The sequence below is a fragment of the Pseudomonas tensinigenes genome (genome assembly GCF_014268445.2).
GTDB classification, from domain to species: domain Bacteria; phylum Pseudomonadota; class Gammaproteobacteria; order Pseudomonadales; family Pseudomonadaceae; genus Aquipseudomonas; species Aquipseudomonas tensinigenes.
Map to the genome: position 1 here is coordinate 6,232,747 of NZ_CP077089.1, position 18,669 is coordinate 6,251,415.

At 58.7% G+C, this 18,669-nt stretch carries 15 protein-coding genes and 1 tRNA gene; 14 read left to right on the forward strand and 2 right to left on the reverse strand.

Features of this window, described 5'->3' with window-relative positions:
- The 14 genes from rpoD to HU718_RS27840 all read left to right on the forward strand — a co-directional run bounded on the left by rpoD (window position 1) and on the right by HU718_RS27840 (window position 17,816).
- The gene (gene rpoD, locus HU718_RS27775; protein ID WP_095122598.1) at window positions 1–1,845 is read left to right on the forward strand and encodes an RNA polymerase sigma factor RpoD; all 1,845 of its coding nucleotides are present in this window, start codon (window positions 1–3) and stop codon (window positions 1,843–1,845) included.
- A gap of 126 nt (window positions 1,846–1,971) precedes the next feature.
- Window positions 1,972–5,718 carry a bifunctional diguanylate cyclase/phosphodiesterase gene (locus HU718_RS27780; RefSeq protein ID WP_186616309.1) on the forward strand — a complete coding sequence of 1,249 codons (3,747 nt, stop codon included), beginning with the start codon at window positions 1,972–1,974 and terminating at the stop codon, window positions 5,716–5,718.
- Between the two features lie 15 nt (window positions 5,719–5,733).
- Window positions 5,734–5,810: transfer RNA gene (locus HU718_RS27785), tRNA-Ile, on the forward strand.
- Between the two features lie 215 nt (window positions 5,811–6,025).
- Window positions 6,026–6,592, forward strand: coding sequence for a PBECR2 nuclease fold domain-containing protein (locus HU718_RS27790; RefSeq protein WP_186616310.1), 567 nt, complete (start codon window positions 6,026–6,028; stop codon window positions 6,590–6,592).
- 297 nt (window positions 6,593–6,889) lie between these two features.
- Window positions 6,890–7,351 (forward strand): Lrp/AsnC family transcriptional regulator, encoded by a 462-nt coding sequence (locus HU718_RS27795; protein WP_150708514.1) that lies wholly within the window; start codon window positions 6,890–6,892, stop codon window positions 7,349–7,351.
- 222 nt (window positions 7,352–7,573) lie between these two features.
- A complete protein-coding gene (locus tag HU718_RS27800; protein WP_008085177.1) occupies window positions 7,574–9,256 on the forward strand; it encodes a flavin monoamine oxidase family protein in 1,683 nt (560 codons plus the stop codon).
- Between the two features lie 12 nt (window positions 9,257–9,268).
- Window positions 9,269–10,063, forward strand: a complete 795-nt coding sequence (locus tag HU718_RS27805; protein ID WP_095122590.1) for a carbon-nitrogen hydrolase family protein — start codon at window positions 9,269–9,271, stop codon at window positions 10,061–10,063.
- Window positions 10,064–10,101: 38 nt separating this feature from the next.
- Window positions 10,102–12,516 (forward strand): pyrroloquinoline quinone biosynthesis protein PqqF, encoded by a 2,415-nt coding sequence (gene pqqF / locus HU718_RS27810; protein ID WP_186616311.1) that lies wholly within the window; start codon window positions 10,102–10,104, stop codon window positions 12,514–12,516.
- Window positions 12,517–12,672: 156 nt separating this feature from the next.
- Window positions 12,673–12,747 (forward strand): pyrroloquinoline quinone precursor peptide PqqA, encoded by a 75-nt coding sequence (gene pqqA / locus HU718_RS27815; protein WP_003422658.1) that lies wholly within the window; start codon window positions 12,673–12,675, stop codon window positions 12,745–12,747.
- 81 nt (window positions 12,748–12,828) lie between these two features.
- Complete coding sequence (gene pqqB, locus HU718_RS27820) at window positions 12,829–13,740, forward strand: pyrroloquinoline quinone biosynthesis protein PqqB (RefSeq protein WP_108225161.1); 912 nt, start codon at window positions 12,829–12,831, stop codon at window positions 13,738–13,740.
- 142 nt (window positions 13,741–13,882) lie between these two features.
- Window positions 13,883–14,635 (forward strand): pyrroloquinoline-quinone synthase PqqC, encoded by a 753-nt coding sequence (pqqC, locus tag HU718_RS27825; protein ID WP_064365278.1) that lies wholly within the window; start codon window positions 13,883–13,885, stop codon window positions 14,633–14,635.
- On the forward strand, window positions 14,632–14,907 hold the full coding sequence (gene pqqD, locus HU718_RS27830; protein ID WP_186616312.1) for a pyrroloquinoline quinone biosynthesis peptide chaperone PqqD: 276 nt from the start codon (window positions 14,632–14,634) through the stop codon (window positions 14,905–14,907). Before pqqC ends, pqqD begins: the two co-directional genes overlap by 4 nt.
- Window positions 14,900–16,039: a pyrroloquinoline quinone biosynthesis protein PqqE gene (gene pqqE / locus HU718_RS27835; protein ID WP_016983158.1), complete on the forward strand. Its 1,140-nt coding sequence runs from the start codon at window positions 14,900–14,902 to the stop codon at window positions 16,037–16,039. The genes pqqD and pqqE overlap by 8 nt, the downstream gene beginning before the upstream one ends.
- The gene (locus tag HU718_RS27840) at window positions 16,005–17,816 is read left to right on the forward strand and encodes a S9 family peptidase (protein WP_186616313.1); all 1,812 of its coding nucleotides are present in this window, start codon (window positions 16,005–16,007) and stop codon (window positions 17,814–17,816) included. The genes pqqE and HU718_RS27840 overlap by 35 nt, the downstream gene beginning before the upstream one ends.
- Before the next feature lie 150 nt (window positions 17,817–17,966).
- Here the strand turns inward: HU718_RS27840 and HU718_RS27845 are convergent, their stop codons facing one another.
- Entirely contained in the window at window positions 17,967–18,125 is a 159-nt protein-coding gene (locus HU718_RS27845; protein WP_003228885.1) for a YqaE/Pmp3 family membrane protein, read from the reverse strand.
- A gap of 110 nt (window positions 18,126–18,235) precedes the next feature.
- A complete protein-coding gene (locus tag HU718_RS27850; protein WP_150730231.1) occupies window positions 18,236–18,556 on the reverse strand; it encodes a helix-turn-helix domain-containing protein in 321 nt (106 codons plus the stop codon).
- Window positions 18,557–18,669 lie beyond the last annotated feature (113 nt).

Below are 18,669 nucleotides of genomic sequence, written 5' to 3' on the forward strand. Positions count from 1 at the left end.
ATGTCCGGAAAAGCGCAACAGCAGTCTCGTATTATTGAGTTGATCAAACTGGGTCGTGAGCAGAAGTATCTGACTTACGCCGAGGTCAACGACCACCTGCCCGAGGATATTTCAGATCCAGAGCAGGTGGAAGACATCATCCGCATGATTAACGACATGGGGATCCCCGTACACGAGAGTGCTCCGGATGCGGACGCCCTTATGTTGGCCGACGCCGATACCGACGAGGCCGCTGCGGAAGAAGCAGCCGCTGCGTTGGCAGCGGTGGAGACCGATATCGGTCGCACCACTGACCCAGTGCGCATGTACATGCGTGAAATGGGTACGGTCGAGCTTCTGACTCGTGAAGGCGAAATCGAAATCGCCAAGCGTATCGAAGAGGGCATCCGTGAAGTGATGAGCGCAATCGCGCACTTCCCTGGCACGGTTGACCACATTCTCTCCGAGTACACCCGCGTCACCACCGAAGGTGGTCGCCTGTCCGACGTCCTGAGCGGTTACATCGACCCGGACGACGGCATTGCGCCGCCTGCCGAAGTGCCGCCGCCTGTCGAAGCGAAAGTGGCGAAAGCCGACGACGACACCGACGACGATGAAGCCGAATCTTCCGATGACGAAGAAGAAGCCGAAAGTGGCCCGGATCCGGTCATCGCTGCCCAGCGCTTTGGCGCCGTGGCTGATCAGATGGAAGTCACTCGCAAGGCCCTGAAAAAGCACGGTCGCAGCAACAAGGCAGCGATTGCCGAGTTGCTGGCACTGGCCGAGCTGTTCATGCCGATCAAACTGGTACCGAAGCAATTCGAAGGCCTGGTCGAGCGTGTTCGCGGTGCCCTGGATCGTCTGCGTCAGCAAGAGCGCGCGATCATGCAACTGTGTGTACGTGATGCACGTATGCCACGCGCCGATTTCCTGCGTCAGTTCCCGAGCAACGAAGTCGACGAAAGCTGGTCCGACGCCCTGGCCAAAGGCAAGAGCAAGTACGCCGAGGCCATTGGTCGCGTGCAGCCGGACATCATTCGTTGCCAGCAGAAACTGATCGCGCTGGAAACCGAAACCGGTCTGACCATCGCCGAAATCAAGGACATCAACCGTCGCATGTCGATCGGTGAGGCCAAGGCCCGCCGCGCGAAGAAAGAGATGGTTGAAGCCAACTTGCGTCTGGTGATCTCGATCGCCAAGAAGTACACCAACCGCGGTCTGCAATTCCTCGATCTGATCCAGGAAGGCAACATCGGCCTGATGAAAGCGGTAGACAAGTTCGAATACCGTCGTGGTTACAAGTTCTCGACTTATGCCACCTGGTGGATCCGTCAGGCGATCACTCGCTCGATCGCCGACCAGGCCCGCACCATCCGTATTCCGGTGCACATGATCGAGACAATCAACAAGCTCAACCGTATTTCCCGGCAGATGTTGCAGGAAATGGGTCGCGAACCGACTCCGGAAGAGCTGGGCGAACGCATGGAAATGCCTGAGGATAAAATCCGCAAGGTATTGAAGATCGCTAAAGAACCGATCTCCATGGAAACGCCGATCGGTGATGACGAAGACTCCCATCTGGGTGACTTCATCGAAGACTCGACCATGCAGTCGCCAATCGATGTCGCCACTGTTGAGAGCCTGAAAGAAGCGACTCGCGAAGTGCTGTCCGGCCTCACTGCCCGTGAAGCCAAAGTACTGCGCATGCGTTTCGGTATCGACATGAACACCGACCACACACTCGAAGAAGTGGGCAAACAGTTTGACGTAACGCGTGAGCGGATCCGTCAGATCGAAGCCAAGGCGCTGCGCAAGCTGCGCCACCCGACGCGAAGCGAGCATTTGCGCTCCTTCCTCGACGAGTGATACCAGAACCCCCGGCCCAGGCCGGGGGTTTTGTTTATATGGCAGATTAAATCCTTCGCAACGCCCCTCCCCCGCATACCCCGTCTACACTCGAAACAATCATCCCCGAGCCATAACGAGAGCGTTATGCCCAGATTGGCGTCCGTGCTTTTTTTGCTGCCACTGATGATCTGGACCGCAACGGCTGACGCGCTGACTCTGACCGATGAAGAACGTAGCTGGCTGGCGGCTCACCCGGACTTGCGCCTGGGTGTCGATGCATCGTGGCCGCCCTTTGAGTTTCGCGACGATCAGAGCCGCTATCAGGGCCTGGCTGCCGACTATATCGATGTGATTCGCCAACGCCTGGCAATCAAGTTGACCCCCATTGAGCCAGTGAGCTGGACGGTGGTGCTGGAGCAGGTCAAATCGGGCAAAATCGATCTTCTCCCCGGCATCATGTCCACCCCTGAGCGCCAGACCTACCTGTCGTTCACCCGCCCTTATCTTGATTTCCCGATTGTCATCCTTGCCCACATTGGCGGCGCGCAACCGCGCAAGCTCGACGACCTGTACGGTTTGAAAATCGCCGTGGTGGAAAACTATGCGCCCCACGAACTGCTGCGCACCCACCACCCCGATCTGAATCTGGTGGCCATGCCCAATGTCAGTTCGGCGCTGCAGGCGTTGGCGACCGACGAAGTGGACGCCGTGGTCGGCGACCTCGCTTCGAGTGTCTGGAGCCTGCGCCAGCTCAAGCTCGACGGCCTGTACGTCAGTGGCGAAACCCCGTATCGCTACCAACTGGCAATGGCCGTGCCCCGCGACAACAAGGTGCTGGTGGGGATTCTCGACAAAGTGCTCGCGGACATGAGCCCTGATGAAATCAGCAGCATTCAGGAGCACTGGGTCGGCAACGTCCTTGATCATCGGACATTCTGGTCAGATTTGTTGATCTACGGATTGCCAGGACTGTTGCTGCTGGTGACGATCCTCGCCGTGGTGATCCGCATCAACCGTCGTCTGAGTTCGGAAATCGCCCGTCGCATCGACCTCGAACAGGAACTGCGCAGCAGCGAATATCACTATCGCGGCCTGGTCGAGAGCCTGTCGGCCATCGCCTGGGAAGCGCGGATGAGCGACTTCACCTACAGCTATGTCTCGCCCCACGCCGAAGACTTGCTCGGCTATCCACAATCGCACTGGCTGATCCCCGGCTTCTGGCACAACATCATTCACCCGGCCGATCTGACCCGTACGCAGAGCTACTGCAAGGAGGCCCTGCGCGAGGGCCGTGATCACATCGTCGACTATCGGGTGATCACCGCCGATGGTCGCTGCTTGTGGGTGCGCGACATCGTCAGCCTGATCGAACATGGTCATGAGCCGGTGATGCGCGGCCTGATGATCGACATCAGCGAAATCAAGCGCACTGAAGAAGCACTGCAGCTCTCGGAGCAAAAATTCGCTTCGGTTTTCCAGCAATGCCCGGACATTCTGGTGATTGCACGGCTGTCCGACGGTTGCCTGCTGGAGGTCAACGAAGCGTTTGAAGAACAGATCGGGCTGAAAGCCGAGGAAGTCCTTGGCCAAACGGCGACCGACCTGAATATCTGGGGGATTCCCGGCGTCGGTCCGGGACTTCTGCAACGTTTGCAGGCGGGCAGTATTCGCAACCTGGAGATGCCCTTTCGCCGCAACAACGGCCAATTGTTCACTGGCCTGATTTCCGCCGAGCCGTTCGATCTGGACACCACGCCAGCCCTGGTGGTCGTTGTACGTGACATCACCCAGCTCAAGGAAACCCAGCAGCAACTGCAAACCTCCGAAGAGAAGTTCGCCAAGGCCTTCCATGCCTCGCCGGACGGTTTGTTATTGTCGCGCCAGAGCGATGGCCTGCTGCTGGAGGTCAACGAAGGTTTCAGCCGAATCACCGGTTTCAATAGCGCCATGTCGGTGGATCGCTCGGCACTGGACCTGGGGATATGGGTCAATCTCAACGAGCGCAAACAGATGCTCGACCTGTTGCACCGCGACGGCTTTGTGCGTGACTTCACCTGTCATATTCGCCGCAGTGACGGGCAGATTCGCCTCTGCGAAGTCTCCAGCCGTCCGCTGCCGATCGGTGAAGAAGACTGCATGCTGACCATCGCCCGCGACATCACCGAGCGCCATCTGATGCAGGAAAAACTGCAACAGGCCGCCACCGTGTTCGAAAGCACCGCTGAGGGCGTGTTGATCACCGACACCCAACAGCACATCAGCGCGGTCAACCGTGCCTTTACCGAGATCACCGGCTACAGCGAAAGCGAAGCGCTCGGGCATACGCCGCGCCTGCTCGCCTCCGGCCTGCACGACAGCGCCTTTTACGCGGCCATGTGGCACCAGTTGACCGACGAAGGTCACTGGCAAGGCGAGATCTCCAACCGGCGCAAGAACGGCGAGTTGTACCCGAGCTGGCTGACCATCAGTGCCGTACGCAACCGCGACAAGTTCATTACTCACTTTGTCGCGGTATTTGCCGACATCTCCAGTCTCAAGCATGCGCAAGCCAAACTCGACTATCAGGCACACCACGACCCGCTCACCGGCCTGCCAAACCGCACGCTGTTCGAAAACCGCTTGCTGATGGCACTGAACAGTCAGCAGGAAAACGGCGGTCAGGGCGCCGTGCTGTTTCTCGATCTCGACCGCTTCAAACACATCAACGACAGCCTCGGTCACCCGGTCGGCGACCTGCTGCTCAAGGGCATCGCCGTACGCCTGAAGGAACAACTACGCGACATCGATACCGTGGCGCGTCTGGGCGGTGACGAATTCATCATCCTGCTGCCCGGCCTGCAACAGGCCAGCGACGCCGACAACATCGCCACCAAACTGCTCAATTGTTTCGGTGCGCCGTTCCAGGCCGGCGAGCATGAGTTCTTCATCAGCGCCAGCATCGGCACCAGCCTCTATCCGCGGGACGGTTGCGACGTCGCCACACTGGTGAAAAACGCCGACGCGGCGATGTACCGCTCCAAGGCCAAGGGCCGCAACCGTGTCGAGAGCTATACCCGCGACCTCACCGCCCAGGCCAGCGAGCGCATCGCGCTGGAACACGAACTGCGCCGGGCCATCGAGCGCGATGAACTGTTTCTCTACTACCAGCCGAAAATCAGTCTGGAGGATCACAGCCTGGTCGGTGCCGAAGCGCTGATCCGCTGGCGCCATCCGACCTTCGGCGACGTGCCGCCAGAGCATTTCATTCCGCTGGCCGAAGAGAACGGCATGATCCTGCAGATCGGTGACTGGGTGCTCGAGACAGCGTGCCGGCAAATGTTCGAATGGAATCAGGTCTACGACAGCCTCGGCCCTCTGTCGGTGAACCTCGCCGGCGCGCAACTGCGTCAGCCGAATCTACTCGGACGCATCGAACAACTGCTCAACGACAACGGCCTGCAGCCGGATTTACTGCAACTGGAAATTACCGAGAATTTCATCATGAGTCAGGCCGAAGAGGCGCTGGCCGTGCTGCACCAGCTCAAACATCTCGGCGTACAACTGGCGATCGACGACTTCGGTACCGGATATTCTTCGCTCAGTTACCTCAAACGCCTGCCGCTGGATATCCTCAAGATCGACCAGTCATTCGTTCGTGGACTGCCCGACGATCCCCACGACGCGGCCATTGTCCGGGCCATTATCGCGCTGGGCCGGAGCATGCAATTCACCGTCATCGCCGAAGGTGTGGAAACCCAGGCGCAACAACAATTTCTCGCCGCCGAAGGCTGCGAACAGATCCAGGGCTACATCGTCAGCCTGCCGCTGCCGCCAGAAGAATTCGCCGCGACGTTTCTTCGTGTAACCGTATCGGATTATTCGGATAGCACAGCCGAGAAACCGTCGCTATAATCCGCGACCTACTGAGGGCCTATAGCTCAGTTGGTTAGAGCAGAGGACTCATAATCCTTTGGTCCACGGTTCAAGTCCGTGTGGGCCCACCAAATTGAAAGCCGCGCAATGCGCGGCTTTTTTTTGGGTGATGGATTAGGGCTCGAAGTCTTGGCGAGCACAATATTCGGAAGCGCATTGTTAGGAATACAACCGCAAGATCTGTAGGAATGTTCCCAAATTATGTTTTCTCTCCTCCCCGCGTGTTGTTGACCGTTTCTACAGACGAGTAATCTCCGGACGCCACCGCCCGTCCAGGATTGTTTTTATGCTCGTGAATGCTGCGCCACTGATAAAGGAAGCAGCCGACCAACCAACCTGGATCAACCTTGCTTTACCTGATCTGAGAACGTTATCGAGAGAACTTCGGTCAGCGGCAATCGACGAGATAAAAAGGGCTGACAACGCAGAAGACGCCCTCAAAATCCTTCTGGACCACTTTGGGTTCGTAGACGAGTCCGTACTGACCGTTACTATCCTCACACCCATTGGGAGAGTGGCAGTCATGAGAGACAAACTGGCTCATATCGTTGAGAAACGTCCAGACTCCCGAGAGCGCTATGTTCGACATGCCATCGATACGCTCACGGGACCTTTCGAAGTCTGGAAAGTCCTTTACGATAATGGCGGTCACCGAATGGCATTCATCAATGCCTATGAGGCAAAAAACGACATGCTTGTCGTGGTCGATGTGCGAAACGGGCATGTCCTCTGGAACTTCATGCACGCACCGGCAAGAGCGATGAACAAACACCGCCAAGGCGAGCTTTTGTACAAGCGGTACATTCTTGAAGACAAAGAAAAGGGCAGCCATTCGGCTGCCCTTGATGTTTGAATCCTGATATTTGCACCCTCAGGAAATGGGATGAAGAGGTCTCACCTTACACCGATGTTGCAGCATCGCTGAGGTACCTACGTCCGCTAATGCCCTGCAAGGCAGCAGATTTCGCGCTCTTGCTGGCATTCTTGATAAATAGGCCAGGCAAGTCAAATCAAATATCCGATGTTTTGTTTCAGCGCACCGTTAGCGTCGACGATTGGGTGAACCGCTCCAACATCACCCGCAGCGTGTCGTTTGTAGTGCCTGTAACATGCACAACTCATCGCCCCCCACACACACCGGAGCCACCCCTTGCCAGACACCCGCCCGCCCGTGCTCGATGAAATCGACCGTCAGCTGATCGCCGCCCTGCAAATCAACGCCCGCGAGAGCGTGGCCATGCTCGCCCGGCAATTAGGCATTGCGCGCACCACCGTGACGTCGCGGCTGGCACGGCTGGAAAAGGCGAGAGTGATCACCGGCTATGGCGTGCGCCTGGGTCAGCGCGTGGTCGATGGTGGGCTGCAGGCCTACGTCGGGATCAAGGTACAGCCGCGTTCAGGCAAAGAGGTGTTGCGTCGGTTAAGTGCGATGGCCCAAGTGCAACAGCTGTGTGCGGTGAGTGGCGAGTTTGATTATGTGGCGTGGTTGCGTACGGATTCGCCGGAGCAACTGGATCAGTTGCTCGATCAGATTGGCAGCGTGGACGGGGTGGAGAAGACCACGACGTCGATCATTTTGAGCAGCAAGATTGATCGGGGGCAGCCGGTTTAAGATTTTGATGGGCTTCTCGGGTGAATTTCAGGGCCTCTTCGCGAGCAGGCTCGCTCCCACATTTTGGTCGTTCTGTAGTCACTGTCCGTCATATTGATTGCTAATTTTGCAAAACGACGACACTTTGCGTCTTATTAACGTGTTCTACGCTCCCTAGAATGGCTGGCATCTTTTCCTATACTCAGACGCGCATCCCGCGTCGGGTCGCAAGCAAGGTCAGCCATGAACAAGAACAATCGCCATCCCGCAGACGGTAAGAAACCGGTCACCATTTTCGGTCCGGACTTTCCGTTCGCCTTCGACGACTGGATCGAACACCCGGCCGGTCTCGGCACTATTCCTGAACATAATCACGGCGCCGAAGTGGCGATTGTCGGCGCGGGTATCGCCGGTCTGGTAGCCGCTTACGAGTTGATGAAACTCGGCCTGAAGCCTGTGGTTTATGAGGCATCGAAACTCGGTGGGCGTCTGCGTTCGCAGGCCTTCAACGGCACTGACGGCATCGTCGCTGAACTGGGTGGCATGCGTTTTCCGGTGTCCTCCACCGCGTTTTATCACTACGTCGACAAGCTCGGCCTGGAAACCAAACCTTTCCCGAACCCGCTGACGCCGGCCTCCGGCAGCACCGTGATCGACCTCGAAGGCAAAACCCATTACGCACAGAAGCTAGCGGATCTTCCTGCACTGTTCCAGGAAGTGGCTGACGCCTGGGCGGACGCACTGGAGGCCGGCTCGCAGTTCGCCGATATCCAGCAAGCCATTCGCGACCGTGATGTGCCACGCCTGAAAGAGCTGTGGAATACCCTGGTACCGCTGTGGGATGACCGCACCTTCTACGACTTCGTCGCCACCTCCGAAGCCTTCGCCAAACTGTCGTTCCATCACCGCGAAGTGTTCGGTCAGGTTGGTTTCGGCACCGGCGGCTGGGACTCGGATTTCCCTAACTCGATGCTGGAAATCTTCCGCGTGGTGATGACCAACTGCGACGATCACCAGCACCTGGTGGTCGGCGGTGTCGAGCAAGTGCCGCAAGGCATCTGGCGGCATGTGCCGGAGCGCTGCGTGCACTGGCCCGAAGGCACCAGCCTGAAATCCCTGCACCGTGGCGCGCCGCGTTCCGGCGTGAAGAAAATCGCCCATGCACCAGATGGCCGTTTCGCTGTCACCGACAACAACGGCGATACCCGCGAATACGCCGCCGTGCTGACCACTTGCCAGAGCTGGCTGCTGACCACCCAGATCGAATGCGACGAAACCCTGTTCTCGCAAAAGATGTGGATGGCGCTCGACCGCACCCGCTACATGCAGTCGTCAAAGACTTTCGTGATGGTCGACCGGCCGTTCTGGAAGGACAAGGATCCGGAAACCGGTCGCGACCTGATGAGCATGACCCTCACTGATCGCCTGACCCGTGGCACCTACCTGTTCGACAACGGTGACGACAAGCCGGGCGTAATCTGCCTGTCATACTCATGGATGAGCGATGCGTTGAAAATGCTGCCGCACCCTGTGGAAAAGCGCGTTGAGCTGGCGTTGAACGCGCTGAAAAAGATCTACCCGAAAGTCGACATCGCTGCGCGGATCATCGGCGACCCGATCACCGTGTCTTGGGAAGCCGACCCGTACTTCCTCGGCGCCTTCAAAGGTGCACTGCCGGGCCACTATCGCTACAACCAGCGCATGTACGCGCACTTCATGCAGGACGAGATGCCGGCCGAACAGCGCGGGATTTTTATCGCTGGCGACGACGTTTCGTGGACACCGGCGTGGGTCGAAGGCGCAGTGCAAACCTCGCTCAACGCGGTGTGGGGGATCATGAAGCATTTCGGCGGTTCGACACATAAAGCGAACCCGGGCCCGGGTGATGTGTTCAAAGACATCGGCCCTATCGCCCTGCCCGAGTAAGAGGAATCCCTGATGCGTGTAGCCCTTTACCAATGTCCACCGCTGCCACTGGACCCCGCCGCCAACCTGCAACGCTTGCATCAACTGGCGATGGAGGCCAAGGGCGCCGACCTGTTGGTGCTGCCGGAGATGTTCATGACCGGCTACAACATCGGCGCAGAAGCGGTCAGCACCTTGGCCGAGGTCTACAACGGTGAATGGGCGCAGCAGATCGGGCGGATCGCCAAAGCCGCAGGTTTAGCGATTGTTTACGGCTATCCGGAGCGCACTGCCGAAGGGCAGATTTACAACGCCGTGCAGTTGATCGATTCGCACGGCGAGCGCCTGTGCAATTACCGCAAGACGCATCTGTTTGGTGATCTGGATCGCTCGATGTTCAGCCCCGGCAATGATGATTTTCCCATCGTCGAACTCAACGGCTGGAAGCTCGGTTTCCTGATCTGTTACGACCTGGAGTTTCCGGAAAACACCCGCCGTCTGGCACTCGCCGGCGCCGAGCTGATTCTGGTGCCGACGGCGAACATGATTCCGTTCGATTTCGTCGCTGACGTCACCGTGCGTTCCCGCGCTTTCGAAAACCAGTGCTACGTGGCCTACGCCAACTATTGCGGCAGCGAAGGCGAGATCCACTATTGCGGGCAAAGCAGCATCGCTGCACCGGACGGCAGCCGCATCGCCCAGGCCGGTCTCGACGAAGCGCTGATCGTCGGTGAACTGGATCGGCAGTTGATGCTCGACTCGCGCGCGGCCAATCGCTACCTCAGCGACCGCCGTCCGGAGCTTTACGGCGCGCTCAACCAGCGCTAATCCGCTAGCATTGGCACTTCACTGTTCTGGAAGTGCCCATGCCTGCGCCGACTCACCCCCGCCCCCACACCGAAACCCTGGCCAATGGCTTGCGCGTGACCCTGCGTCATGTGCCCGGCCTGAAGCGCAGCGCCGCTGCACTACGCGTGGCCGCCGGTAGCCATGACGTGCCATTGGCGTGGCCGGGGCTGGCGCATTTTCTCGAGCATTTGTTGTTTCTCGGCACCGAGCGTTTTCCTGCGGGCGAAGGACTGATGGCCTACGTGCGAGGCCATGGCGGGCAAGTGAATGCCAGCACGCGAGAACGTACCACCGACTTTTTCTTTGAGCTGCCGACACAAGCGTTCAGCGCTGGATTGGAGCGTCTGTCAGACATGCTCGCCAATCCGCGTATGAATCTGGACGATCAGTTGCGGGAACGGGAAGTGTTGCAGGCGGAATTTGTCGCCTGGTCGCAGGATCCTGCGGCTCAGCAGCAGTTTGCGTTGTATGAAGGTTTACCGGCAGAGCATCCGTTGCGCGGGTTTCACGCGGGGAATCGGGACAGTCTCAGAGTGGAGGATCCGGCGTTTCAGCAGGCGTTGAACGATTTCCACCAACAGTTTTATCAGACCGGGCAAATGACCTTGAGTCTGGCGGGGCCGCAAAGTCTTGAAGAACTAAAAGCGCTGGCTGAGCATTTCGCGTCTATGTTGCCGGTTGGGGATAAAGTTGCGCAGGTCATGCCCCTGCCGCTGGCGGTGAAAAGTTATCAACAGGTCGGTAAACAGCGCGGCAACCTGATGTTCGCCTTCGATACCGTGCCTGAATCGTCCGGCGAGGCTTTGGCGTTTCTCTGTCATTGGTTGAACAGCGGCAAACCCGGCGGATTGCTGGCGCATTTGCAGCAGCAGAATCTCGCCGATGGTTTGAACGCAGTGCCGGTTTATCACTTTGCCGGACAAGCGTTACTGCATCTGGAATTCACTGCTCCATCCGAATCGTTGACGGCCATTCGCGAACATCTGCGCGATTGGCTGAGTTTCTTTGCCCAGCAGGATTGGGCGCCACTGCGCGAGGAATACGCCGCCCTGCTTCAACGTCAGCAGCAAGTCAGTGGCGCGCTGCAACTGGCGCGGCTCGACAGTGAGCAGTTGGAACACGGTTTGGCCGATTCCGGCGTTGCAGCCCTCAGGCAGATCCTCGGCGACATCGGCACTGTGGATAACTTCAGCGAGCACTGGCACCTGCCCGCTGCCAATCCATTCCTGCGCGCCAGCGAACCTCTGGCCAATGCCGGGCTGATTCGCGGCCAGACCAGCGCCCACCGTGGCCTGCGCACGTTTGCTCAGGATCGCTCACGCGGGCGCCGCGAACGCTCGCCGATGCAGTTCAGCCAGGCATTGACGGACAGCGGCGATGAAGGCGCGATCTACCTGCGTTGGTACATGGAAGCTGCAGCCACCGCTGATCTGCACTCAAGATTGCAACGCAGTCTTCGGCAAACGCAGCAGGACGCGCGCGAAGCCGGGGTGGAGTTGACTTTCAACGCCAGCGTCACGCAATGGCTCCTGAAGCTCACCGGTTTTCAGGAATCGATGCCCAGCATCCTTGAGCACGCGCTGAAAAATCTGACGCAAGTTGACGCGAATTCCCCACGTAGTGAGTCGGAAACGCCGCTGATCCCCCTTCGCCAGCTGCTTAAGGCGTTGCCGGAACATGTTCTGCAATCTGCCAAAACCGGCGACGACGCCAAACACCTGTGGACAACTTCGCGCTGGGACGGCCTCGCCTTGGGTCTGAATCAACAGACACAGTCAGCCATGGGCCTGGCCCTTAGCCGCATTCCCGGGATCCCGGACAATCAGTTGCCAGCAACTGAGGCGATCGCAGTGCAAAAACACTGGAGCCACATCGATACCGCATCCAGCGAACACGCCTTGCTGCTGTGCTGCCCGACCGCCAATCGTGACATCGCCGACGAAGCCGCATGGCGCCTGCTCGCGCAGCTTTGCCAGACACCGTTCTATCAGCGTTTGCGAGTCGAGTTGCAATTGGGCTACGCGGTATTCAGTGCGCTGCGCCAGATCCAGGGTCAAACCGCCCTCCTGTTCGGTGTGCAATCGCCAAGTGCCAAACCTGCGGAGTTGCTCGAGCACATTCAACAGTTTCTCAACGGCATTCCCGCGCTGATCGAACAGCTTGATGACGTCGGCCTCAGCCAACACCGGCAAAAGCTCGCCGATCAATTCGACGACGCCACCCTGGCCGGCAAAGAGGCGGCCGAATTGCTCTGGCAGGCCAAACTCGCTGGCCACTCGTCGGATTATCTTGAGCAACTGATCGTTGCCATCGGCCTACTGGATCGCAAGACACTGCTCAGCGCTGCACAGCGCTTGATCAACGCAGAAGGTGGCTGGCTCTGCCTCGCCAGCGATCCAGTGCCGCAAACCCCATGGCAAGCGGCAAATTGATCATTACCTAGGCTGCAAGGAGCTTTCTCAAAGATTCACGGGCAAACCCGGTGAAATTTTGAGTAACATAGCAGCCTAACTATTTGGAACATCTCTGCGCTGCCGTGGACTATAACTATGGACAGCGCTATCCCACCCACCCTGAGGAGACACACCATGTCCTGGACAAAACCTGCTTACACTGACCTGCGTATCGGCTTCGAAGTCACCATGTACTTCGCCAGCCGCTGAGTTCTGCTTACGTAGAATTGCAGTGCAACGCCTCGGCTCGCCGGGGCGTTTTATTTTCCGCGTTGAAATGATGGAGTGTTCATGTTCGTCCAGATTCTGGGTTCGGCCGCTGGTGGCGGTTTTCCGCAGTGGAACTGCAACTGCGTCAACTGTGCAGGTTTTCGCGACGGCAGCCTGAATGCCAAGGCCCGCACCCAATCGTCCATCGCGATCTCCGATGACGGCGTGAACTGGGTGCTGTGCAACGCCTCGCCGGACATCCGCGCGCAGCTGCAAAGCTTCGCCCCGATGCAACCGGGCCGCGCCCTGCGTGACACTGGCATCAGCGCGATCATTCTGATGGACAGCCAGATCGACCACACCACCGGCCTGCTCAGCCTGCGCGAAGGCTGCCCGCATCAGGTCTGGTGCACGGACATGGTTCATGAAGATCTGAGCACCGGTTTCCCGCTGTTCAAGATGCTCACGCACTGGAATGGCGGGCTGGACTGGAACCGCATCGAACTCGACCAGAGCTTCACCGTGGCCGCATGCCCGAACCTGCGCTTCACCCCGCTGCCGTTGCGCAGCGCCGCGCCGCCGTACTCGCCGCACCGCTTCGATCCGCATCCGGGCGACAACATTGGCTTGATCGTTGAAGACCTGAACACCGGCGGCAAATTGTTCTATGCGCCGGGGCTGGGCAAGGTCGATGCGCCGTTGCTGGAAATCATGGCGGGCAGCGATTGCCTGCTGGTCGACGGCACGATGTGGGATGACGATGAAATGCAGCGCCGTGGTGTCGGTACCCGCACCGGTCGCGAGATGGGCCATCTGGCACAGAACGGACCTGGCGGCATGCTCGAAGTGCTGGAGCAGTTGCCTGAGCAGCGCAAGGTGCTTATCCATATCAACAACACCAACCCGATTCTCGATGAAGATTCGCCGGAGCGTGCCGAACTGGCGCGGCGTAATGTTGAAGTGGCGTTCGATGGCATGAGTATTGTGTTGTAAGCCGTAGATACCGATGCGCGGCCCTTCGCGAGCAGGCTCGCTCCCACATTTGGAGTGCGATCAACCTGTGGGAGCGAGCCTGCTCGCGAAGAGGCCAGTGCAAACAGAAAAGATTTCTAGGGTTGTTCCCCGGAGAACAAACATGACTGACACGCCAATGTCCCCCGCCGAATTCGAAGCGGCCCTGCGCGCCAAGGGCGCCTACTACCACATCTACCACCCTTACCACGTGGCAATGTACGAGGGCCGCGCCACTCGCGAACAGATTCAGGGCTGGGTCGCCAACCGCTTCTACTATCAGGTGAACATCCCCCTGAAAGACGCGGCGATTCTCGCCAATTGCCCCGATCGGGAAATTCGCCGCGAGTGGATTCAGCGCCTGCTCGACCACGACGGCGCCCCCGGCGAAGATGGCGGTATCGAAGCCTGGCTGCGCCTTGGCCAAGCGGTCGGTCTCGACCCGGACCAACTGCGTTCCCAGGAGCTGGTGCTGCCCGGAGTACGTTTCGCCGTCGACGCCTACGTCAACTTCGCCCGCCGCGCCAGTTGGCAGGAAGCCGCCAGCAGCTCGTTGACCGAACTGTTCGCGCCGCAGATCCACCAGTCGCGCCTCGACAGCTGGCCGCAGCATTACCCGTGGATCGACCCGGCCGGTTACGAATACTTCCGCACCCGCCTCGGTCAGGCGCGGCGTGATGTCGAGCATGGTCTGGCGATCACGCTTGAGCACTACAAGACGCGTGAAGGCCAGGAGCGCATGCTGGAAATTCTCCAGTTCAAACTGGACATTCTTTGGAGCATGCTCGATGCCATGAGCATGGCCTACGAACTGAACCGCCCGCCGTATCACAGCGTCACCGAACAACGCGTCTGGCATAAAGGAATCACCTTATGAGTTTCGACCGCAGCAAAGTCCCGACCTGGCGTCCCGGCTACCGCTTCCAGTACGAACCGGCACAAAAAGGTCATGTGCTGCTTTATCCGGAAGGCATGATCAAGCTCAATGAATCTGCCGCGCTGATCGGCGGTTTGATTGACGGTCAAAGCGATGTCGCGGCGATCATTGCCAAACTCGATGAGCAGTTCCCCGGCGTGCCTGAGCTCGGTGACGACATCGAGCAATTCATGGAGGTTGCCCGTGCGCAGCACTGGATCGAACTTGCCTGATCTGCCGCCCAAGCCTGAAGTCGGCCTGCCGCTGTGGCTGCTCGCCGAGCTGACCTACCGTTGCCCTCTGCAATGCCCGTACTGCTCCAATCCACTGGATTTCGCCGAGCAGGGCAAAGAGCTGAGCACCGAGCAGTGGATCAAGGTGTTCCGCGAGGCGCGGGAGATGGGCGCGGCGCAACTGGGCTTTTCCGGCGGCGAGCCGCTGGTGCGTCAGGATCTCGCCGAGCTGATTCATGAAGCACGGCAGTTGGGTTTCTACACCAACCTGATCACCTCTGGCATCGGCCTGACCGAGCAGAAAATCAGCGACTTCAAGAAGGCCGGGCTCGATCACATCCAGATCAGTTTTCAGGCCAGCGATGAGCAAGTGAACAACCTGCTGGCCGGCTCGAAAAAGGCTTTCGCGCAGAAGCTGGAAATGGCTCGGGCGGTGAAGGCCCACGGCTATCCGATGGTGCTGAACTTCGTCACCCATCGGCACAACATCGACAAGATCGACCGCATCATCGAGCTGTGCATTGCGCTCGAAGCCGACTTCGTTGAACTCGCCACCTGCCAGTTCTACGGTTGGGCGCAGCTCAATCGTGTCGGCCTGTTGCCAACCAAAGAGCAACTGGTGCGTGCCGAACGCATCACCAACGAATACCGCGCCAAGCTGGAAGCCGAAGGGCATCCATGCAAACTGATTTTCGTCACTCCGGATTACTACGAAGAACGTCCGAAAGCCTGCATGAACGGCTGGGGCAGCATCTTTCTGACGGTCACCCCGGACGGCACCGCCCTGCCCTGCCACGGCGCCCGACAGCTGCCGGTGCAGTTTCCCAATGTGCGCGATCACAGCATGCAGCACATCTGGTACGACTCGTTCGGCTTCAACCGCTTTCGCGGTTACGACTGGATGCCCGAGCCGTGCCGCTCCTGCGATGAGAAAGAAAAAGACTTCGGCGGCTGCCGCTGTCAGGCGTTCATGCTCACCGGCGACGCGAGCAATGCTGACCCTGTGTGCAGCAAATCCGAACATCACGGCGTGATTCTCAAGGCCCGCGAAGAAGCCGAGACCGCCACTCAAACCATCGAACAATTGGCCTTCCGCAATGAACGAAACTCGCGCCTCATCGCCAAGGGCTGAGCCATTCAGCGCTTCGCAAGCCGTCGCTGCCGGCATGGATTTCGCCGAACTGCAGCTCGGCGCCAATGGTTTGTTCTGGAATGAATACCGCCCGGAAGATGCCGCGTGCCGGATCTGGCATTGGCGCGATGGCGTGGCGAAATGTCTGACGCCGGATGGCTTCAGTGTGCGCAGTCGGGTGTACGAATATGGCGGTGGCGCGTTTTGTCTGACGCCGGATGGGGTGGTTTTTGTCGCTGAGGCGGATCAGCAGTTGTATCGGCAGAGGCTCGGTGGCGAGCCGGAAGCATTGACCTCGGGCGAGTGCCGTTATGGCGATCTGCATTTTGCTTTCGGCCAAGTGCTGGCGGTCGAAGAACAGCAAGATCAGCATCGGCTGGTGGCAATCGATCTGGCTAACGGTGGGCGGCATTTATTGGCTGAAGGCGCGGATTTTTATGCGGCGCCAATCCTTAGTGTGGATGGCCAGCGTTTGGCCTGGATCGAGTGGAGTCGGCCGCATCAGCCGTGGACGTCGACCCGGTTGATGGTGGCTGAGCGTTCGACCAATAGCGCTTTTGGTTCGCCGCGATGCGTTGCCGGCGCCGAGTTTGAAGAGTCCATCCAACAACCGCGATTCGATGCCGACAATCGCCTTTATTGCCTGACCGATCGTGGTGGATTCTGGCAGCCGTGGGCTGAGACTTCCGACGGTTTGGAGCCATTACCTGCTGCGCAAGCCGATCACGCGCCAGCACCGTGGCAACTGGGCGGCTGCACTTGGTTGCCTGTTGAAAATTCGGTTTTAGCCAGTTGGAGTGAAGGTGGTTTCGGGCGTCTGACGCTTGGCAATGACGATTTCACTGGCGACTACAGCCGCCTCCGGCATTTGGCTTTGGATGCGCAATTTATCTACTGCATTGCCGCCTCGCCGATCAGTCCTTCGGCGGTCATCGCCATTGATCGAGCGACGCGTGAAGTGAACGTGCTGGCCGGTGGCGTAGCGCCCCTGCCTGCCGAACGCATCAGCCGTCCGCAAACCCTGCGCTACCCAAGTGGTTCGGGCGAAGCACACGGATTCTTTTATCCAGCCATGAGCGGCGAGACGAAACCACCGCTGGTGGTGTTCATCCACGGCGGCCCGACATCAGCCTGCTACCCGATGCTCGACCCGCGCATCCAGTACTGGACGCAACGCGGCTTCGCCGTCGCTGATCTCAACTATCGCGGCAGCAGTGGTTATGGCCGCGAATATCGACAGGCCTTGCATCTGAGCTGGGGTGAAGTGGACGTCGAGGATGCTTGTGCGGTGGTCGCGTATCTCGCCGAACAAGGCTTGATCGACGGTGAACGCGCATTCATTCGTGGCGGCAGCGCAGGCGGCTACACCACATTATGTGCGCTGGCGTTCAAACAGGTTTTCCGCGCCGGAGCGAGCTTGTACGGCGTCAGCGACCCGGTTGCGTTGGCTCGGGCAACGCACAAATTCGAGGGTGATTATCTGGACTGGCTGATCGGTGATCCCGAGCAAGACGCCGAACGCTACGCCGCCCGCACGCCGTTGTTGCACGCAAACAAAATACGCGTACCGGTGATCTTCTTTCAGGGAGAACTGGACGCCGTGGTTGTACCGCAACAAACCCGCGACATGGTCACGGCGCTGGAGCAGAACGGCATCGCGGTCGAAGCGCATTACTACCCCGACGAACGCCACGGCTTCCGCCGCGCCGCCAATCAGGCGCATGCACTGGAGCAGGAGTGGAAATTCTATCGGCGGGTCATGGGGTTGGCGGACTGATCAGGGCGCCCCGTTGAAATCGCGCAGCCCCATTCGCGAGCAGGCTCGCTCCCACATTGGACCTGTGTTGTTCACAAATCCCCTGTCGTTCACAAATCCCCTGTGGGAGCGAGCCTGCTCGCGAAAGCTATCTACTTGGCGCCGCAGTACTCAGCGCTTGGCGATGATGTACACCGCATGCACGATCCCCGGAATATAACCGCACAACGTCAGCAGAATGTTCAACCAGAACGCCCCGCCAAAACCGACCTGCAGAAACACGCCCAGTGGTGGCAACAGAATAGCGATGATGATGCGAATGAAATCCATGGGGCAGCTCCTGTATGGGGGGTTGGCTCACTTGAGCCATACAAGCTAATCGACCTGCGCCGTTCGTCAGGGTTCAGTGCTAATCACGGTGTCGGTATCAAACTGATAGCTCAGCCAAGAATTTGCAGTCCGTGCTTCTGCACGATGCTCAGTAACTTCAGCGCCATTCCGCTGGGGTGTTTGTCTCCCGACTCCCATTGTTTGACTGTCGACGCGCTCGTGTTCAAGTAGCGAGCGAATACCGGCTGGCTAACGTTATTGCGTTCGCGCAGAGCCTTGATCTGTTCCGCCGGGATCGCTTCAGGAATCGTTGCCAGACACGACTCATCAAACTCCCGCATTGTTGCCTTGCTGATTGCGCCGACAGCCAGTAGAGCGCTGGCTGATTCGTGTATCGATCCAAAAACTTCACTTTTGAATTTCTTACTCATGAAATATCTCCACAAACTCCTTCATTGCCAACAAATCCCGGATCTGCTCCTCGGTAAGCTGAGCATAGGCTTTGGCTAACTTTCGTAAATCCTTCAATTCAGATGTCGCAGGG

Coding starts and splice junctions, on each gene's coding strand:
- HU718_RS27840 (WP_186616313.1), top strand. CDS start 16,005: ATGAACGAAACTCGCGCCTCATCGCCAAGGGCTGAGCCATTCAGCGCT.
- pqqC (WP_064365278.1), top strand. CDS start 13,883: ATGACTGACACGCCAATGTCCCCCGCCGAATTCGAAGCGGCCCTGCGC.
- HU718_RS27790 (WP_186616310.1), top strand. CDS start 6,026: ATGCTCGTGAATGCTGCGCCACTGATAAAGGAAGCAGCCGACCAACCA.
- pqqF (WP_186616311.1), top strand. CDS start 10,102: ATGCCTGCGCCGACTCACCCCCGCCCCCACACCGAAACCCTGGCCAAT.
- HU718_RS27845 (WP_003228885.1), bottom strand. CDS start 18,125: ATGGATTTCATTCGCATCATCATCGCTATTCTGTTGCCACCACTGGGC.
- rpoD (WP_095122598.1), top strand. CDS start 1: ATGTCCGGAAAAGCGCAACAGCAGTCTCGTATTATTGAGTTGATCAAA.
- pqqD (WP_186616312.1), top strand. CDS start 14,632: ATGAGTTTCGACCGCAGCAAAGTCCCGACCTGGCGTCCCGGCTACCGC.
- HU718_RS27805 (WP_095122590.1), top strand. CDS start 9,269: ATGCGTGTAGCCCTTTACCAATGTCCACCGCTGCCACTGGACCCCGCC.
- pqqB (WP_108225161.1), top strand. CDS start 12,829: ATGTTCGTCCAGATTCTGGGTTCGGCCGCTGGTGGCGGTTTTCCGCAG.
- HU718_RS27780 (WP_186616309.1), top strand. CDS start 1,972: ATGCCCAGATTGGCGTCCGTGCTTTTTTTGCTGCCACTGATGATCTGG.
- HU718_RS27800 (WP_008085177.1), top strand. CDS start 7,574: ATGAACAAGAACAATCGCCATCCCGCAGACGGTAAGAAACCGGTCACC.
- HU718_RS27850 (WP_150730231.1), bottom strand. CDS start 18,556: ATGAGTAAGAAATTCAAAAGTGAAGTTTTTGGATCGATACACGAATCA.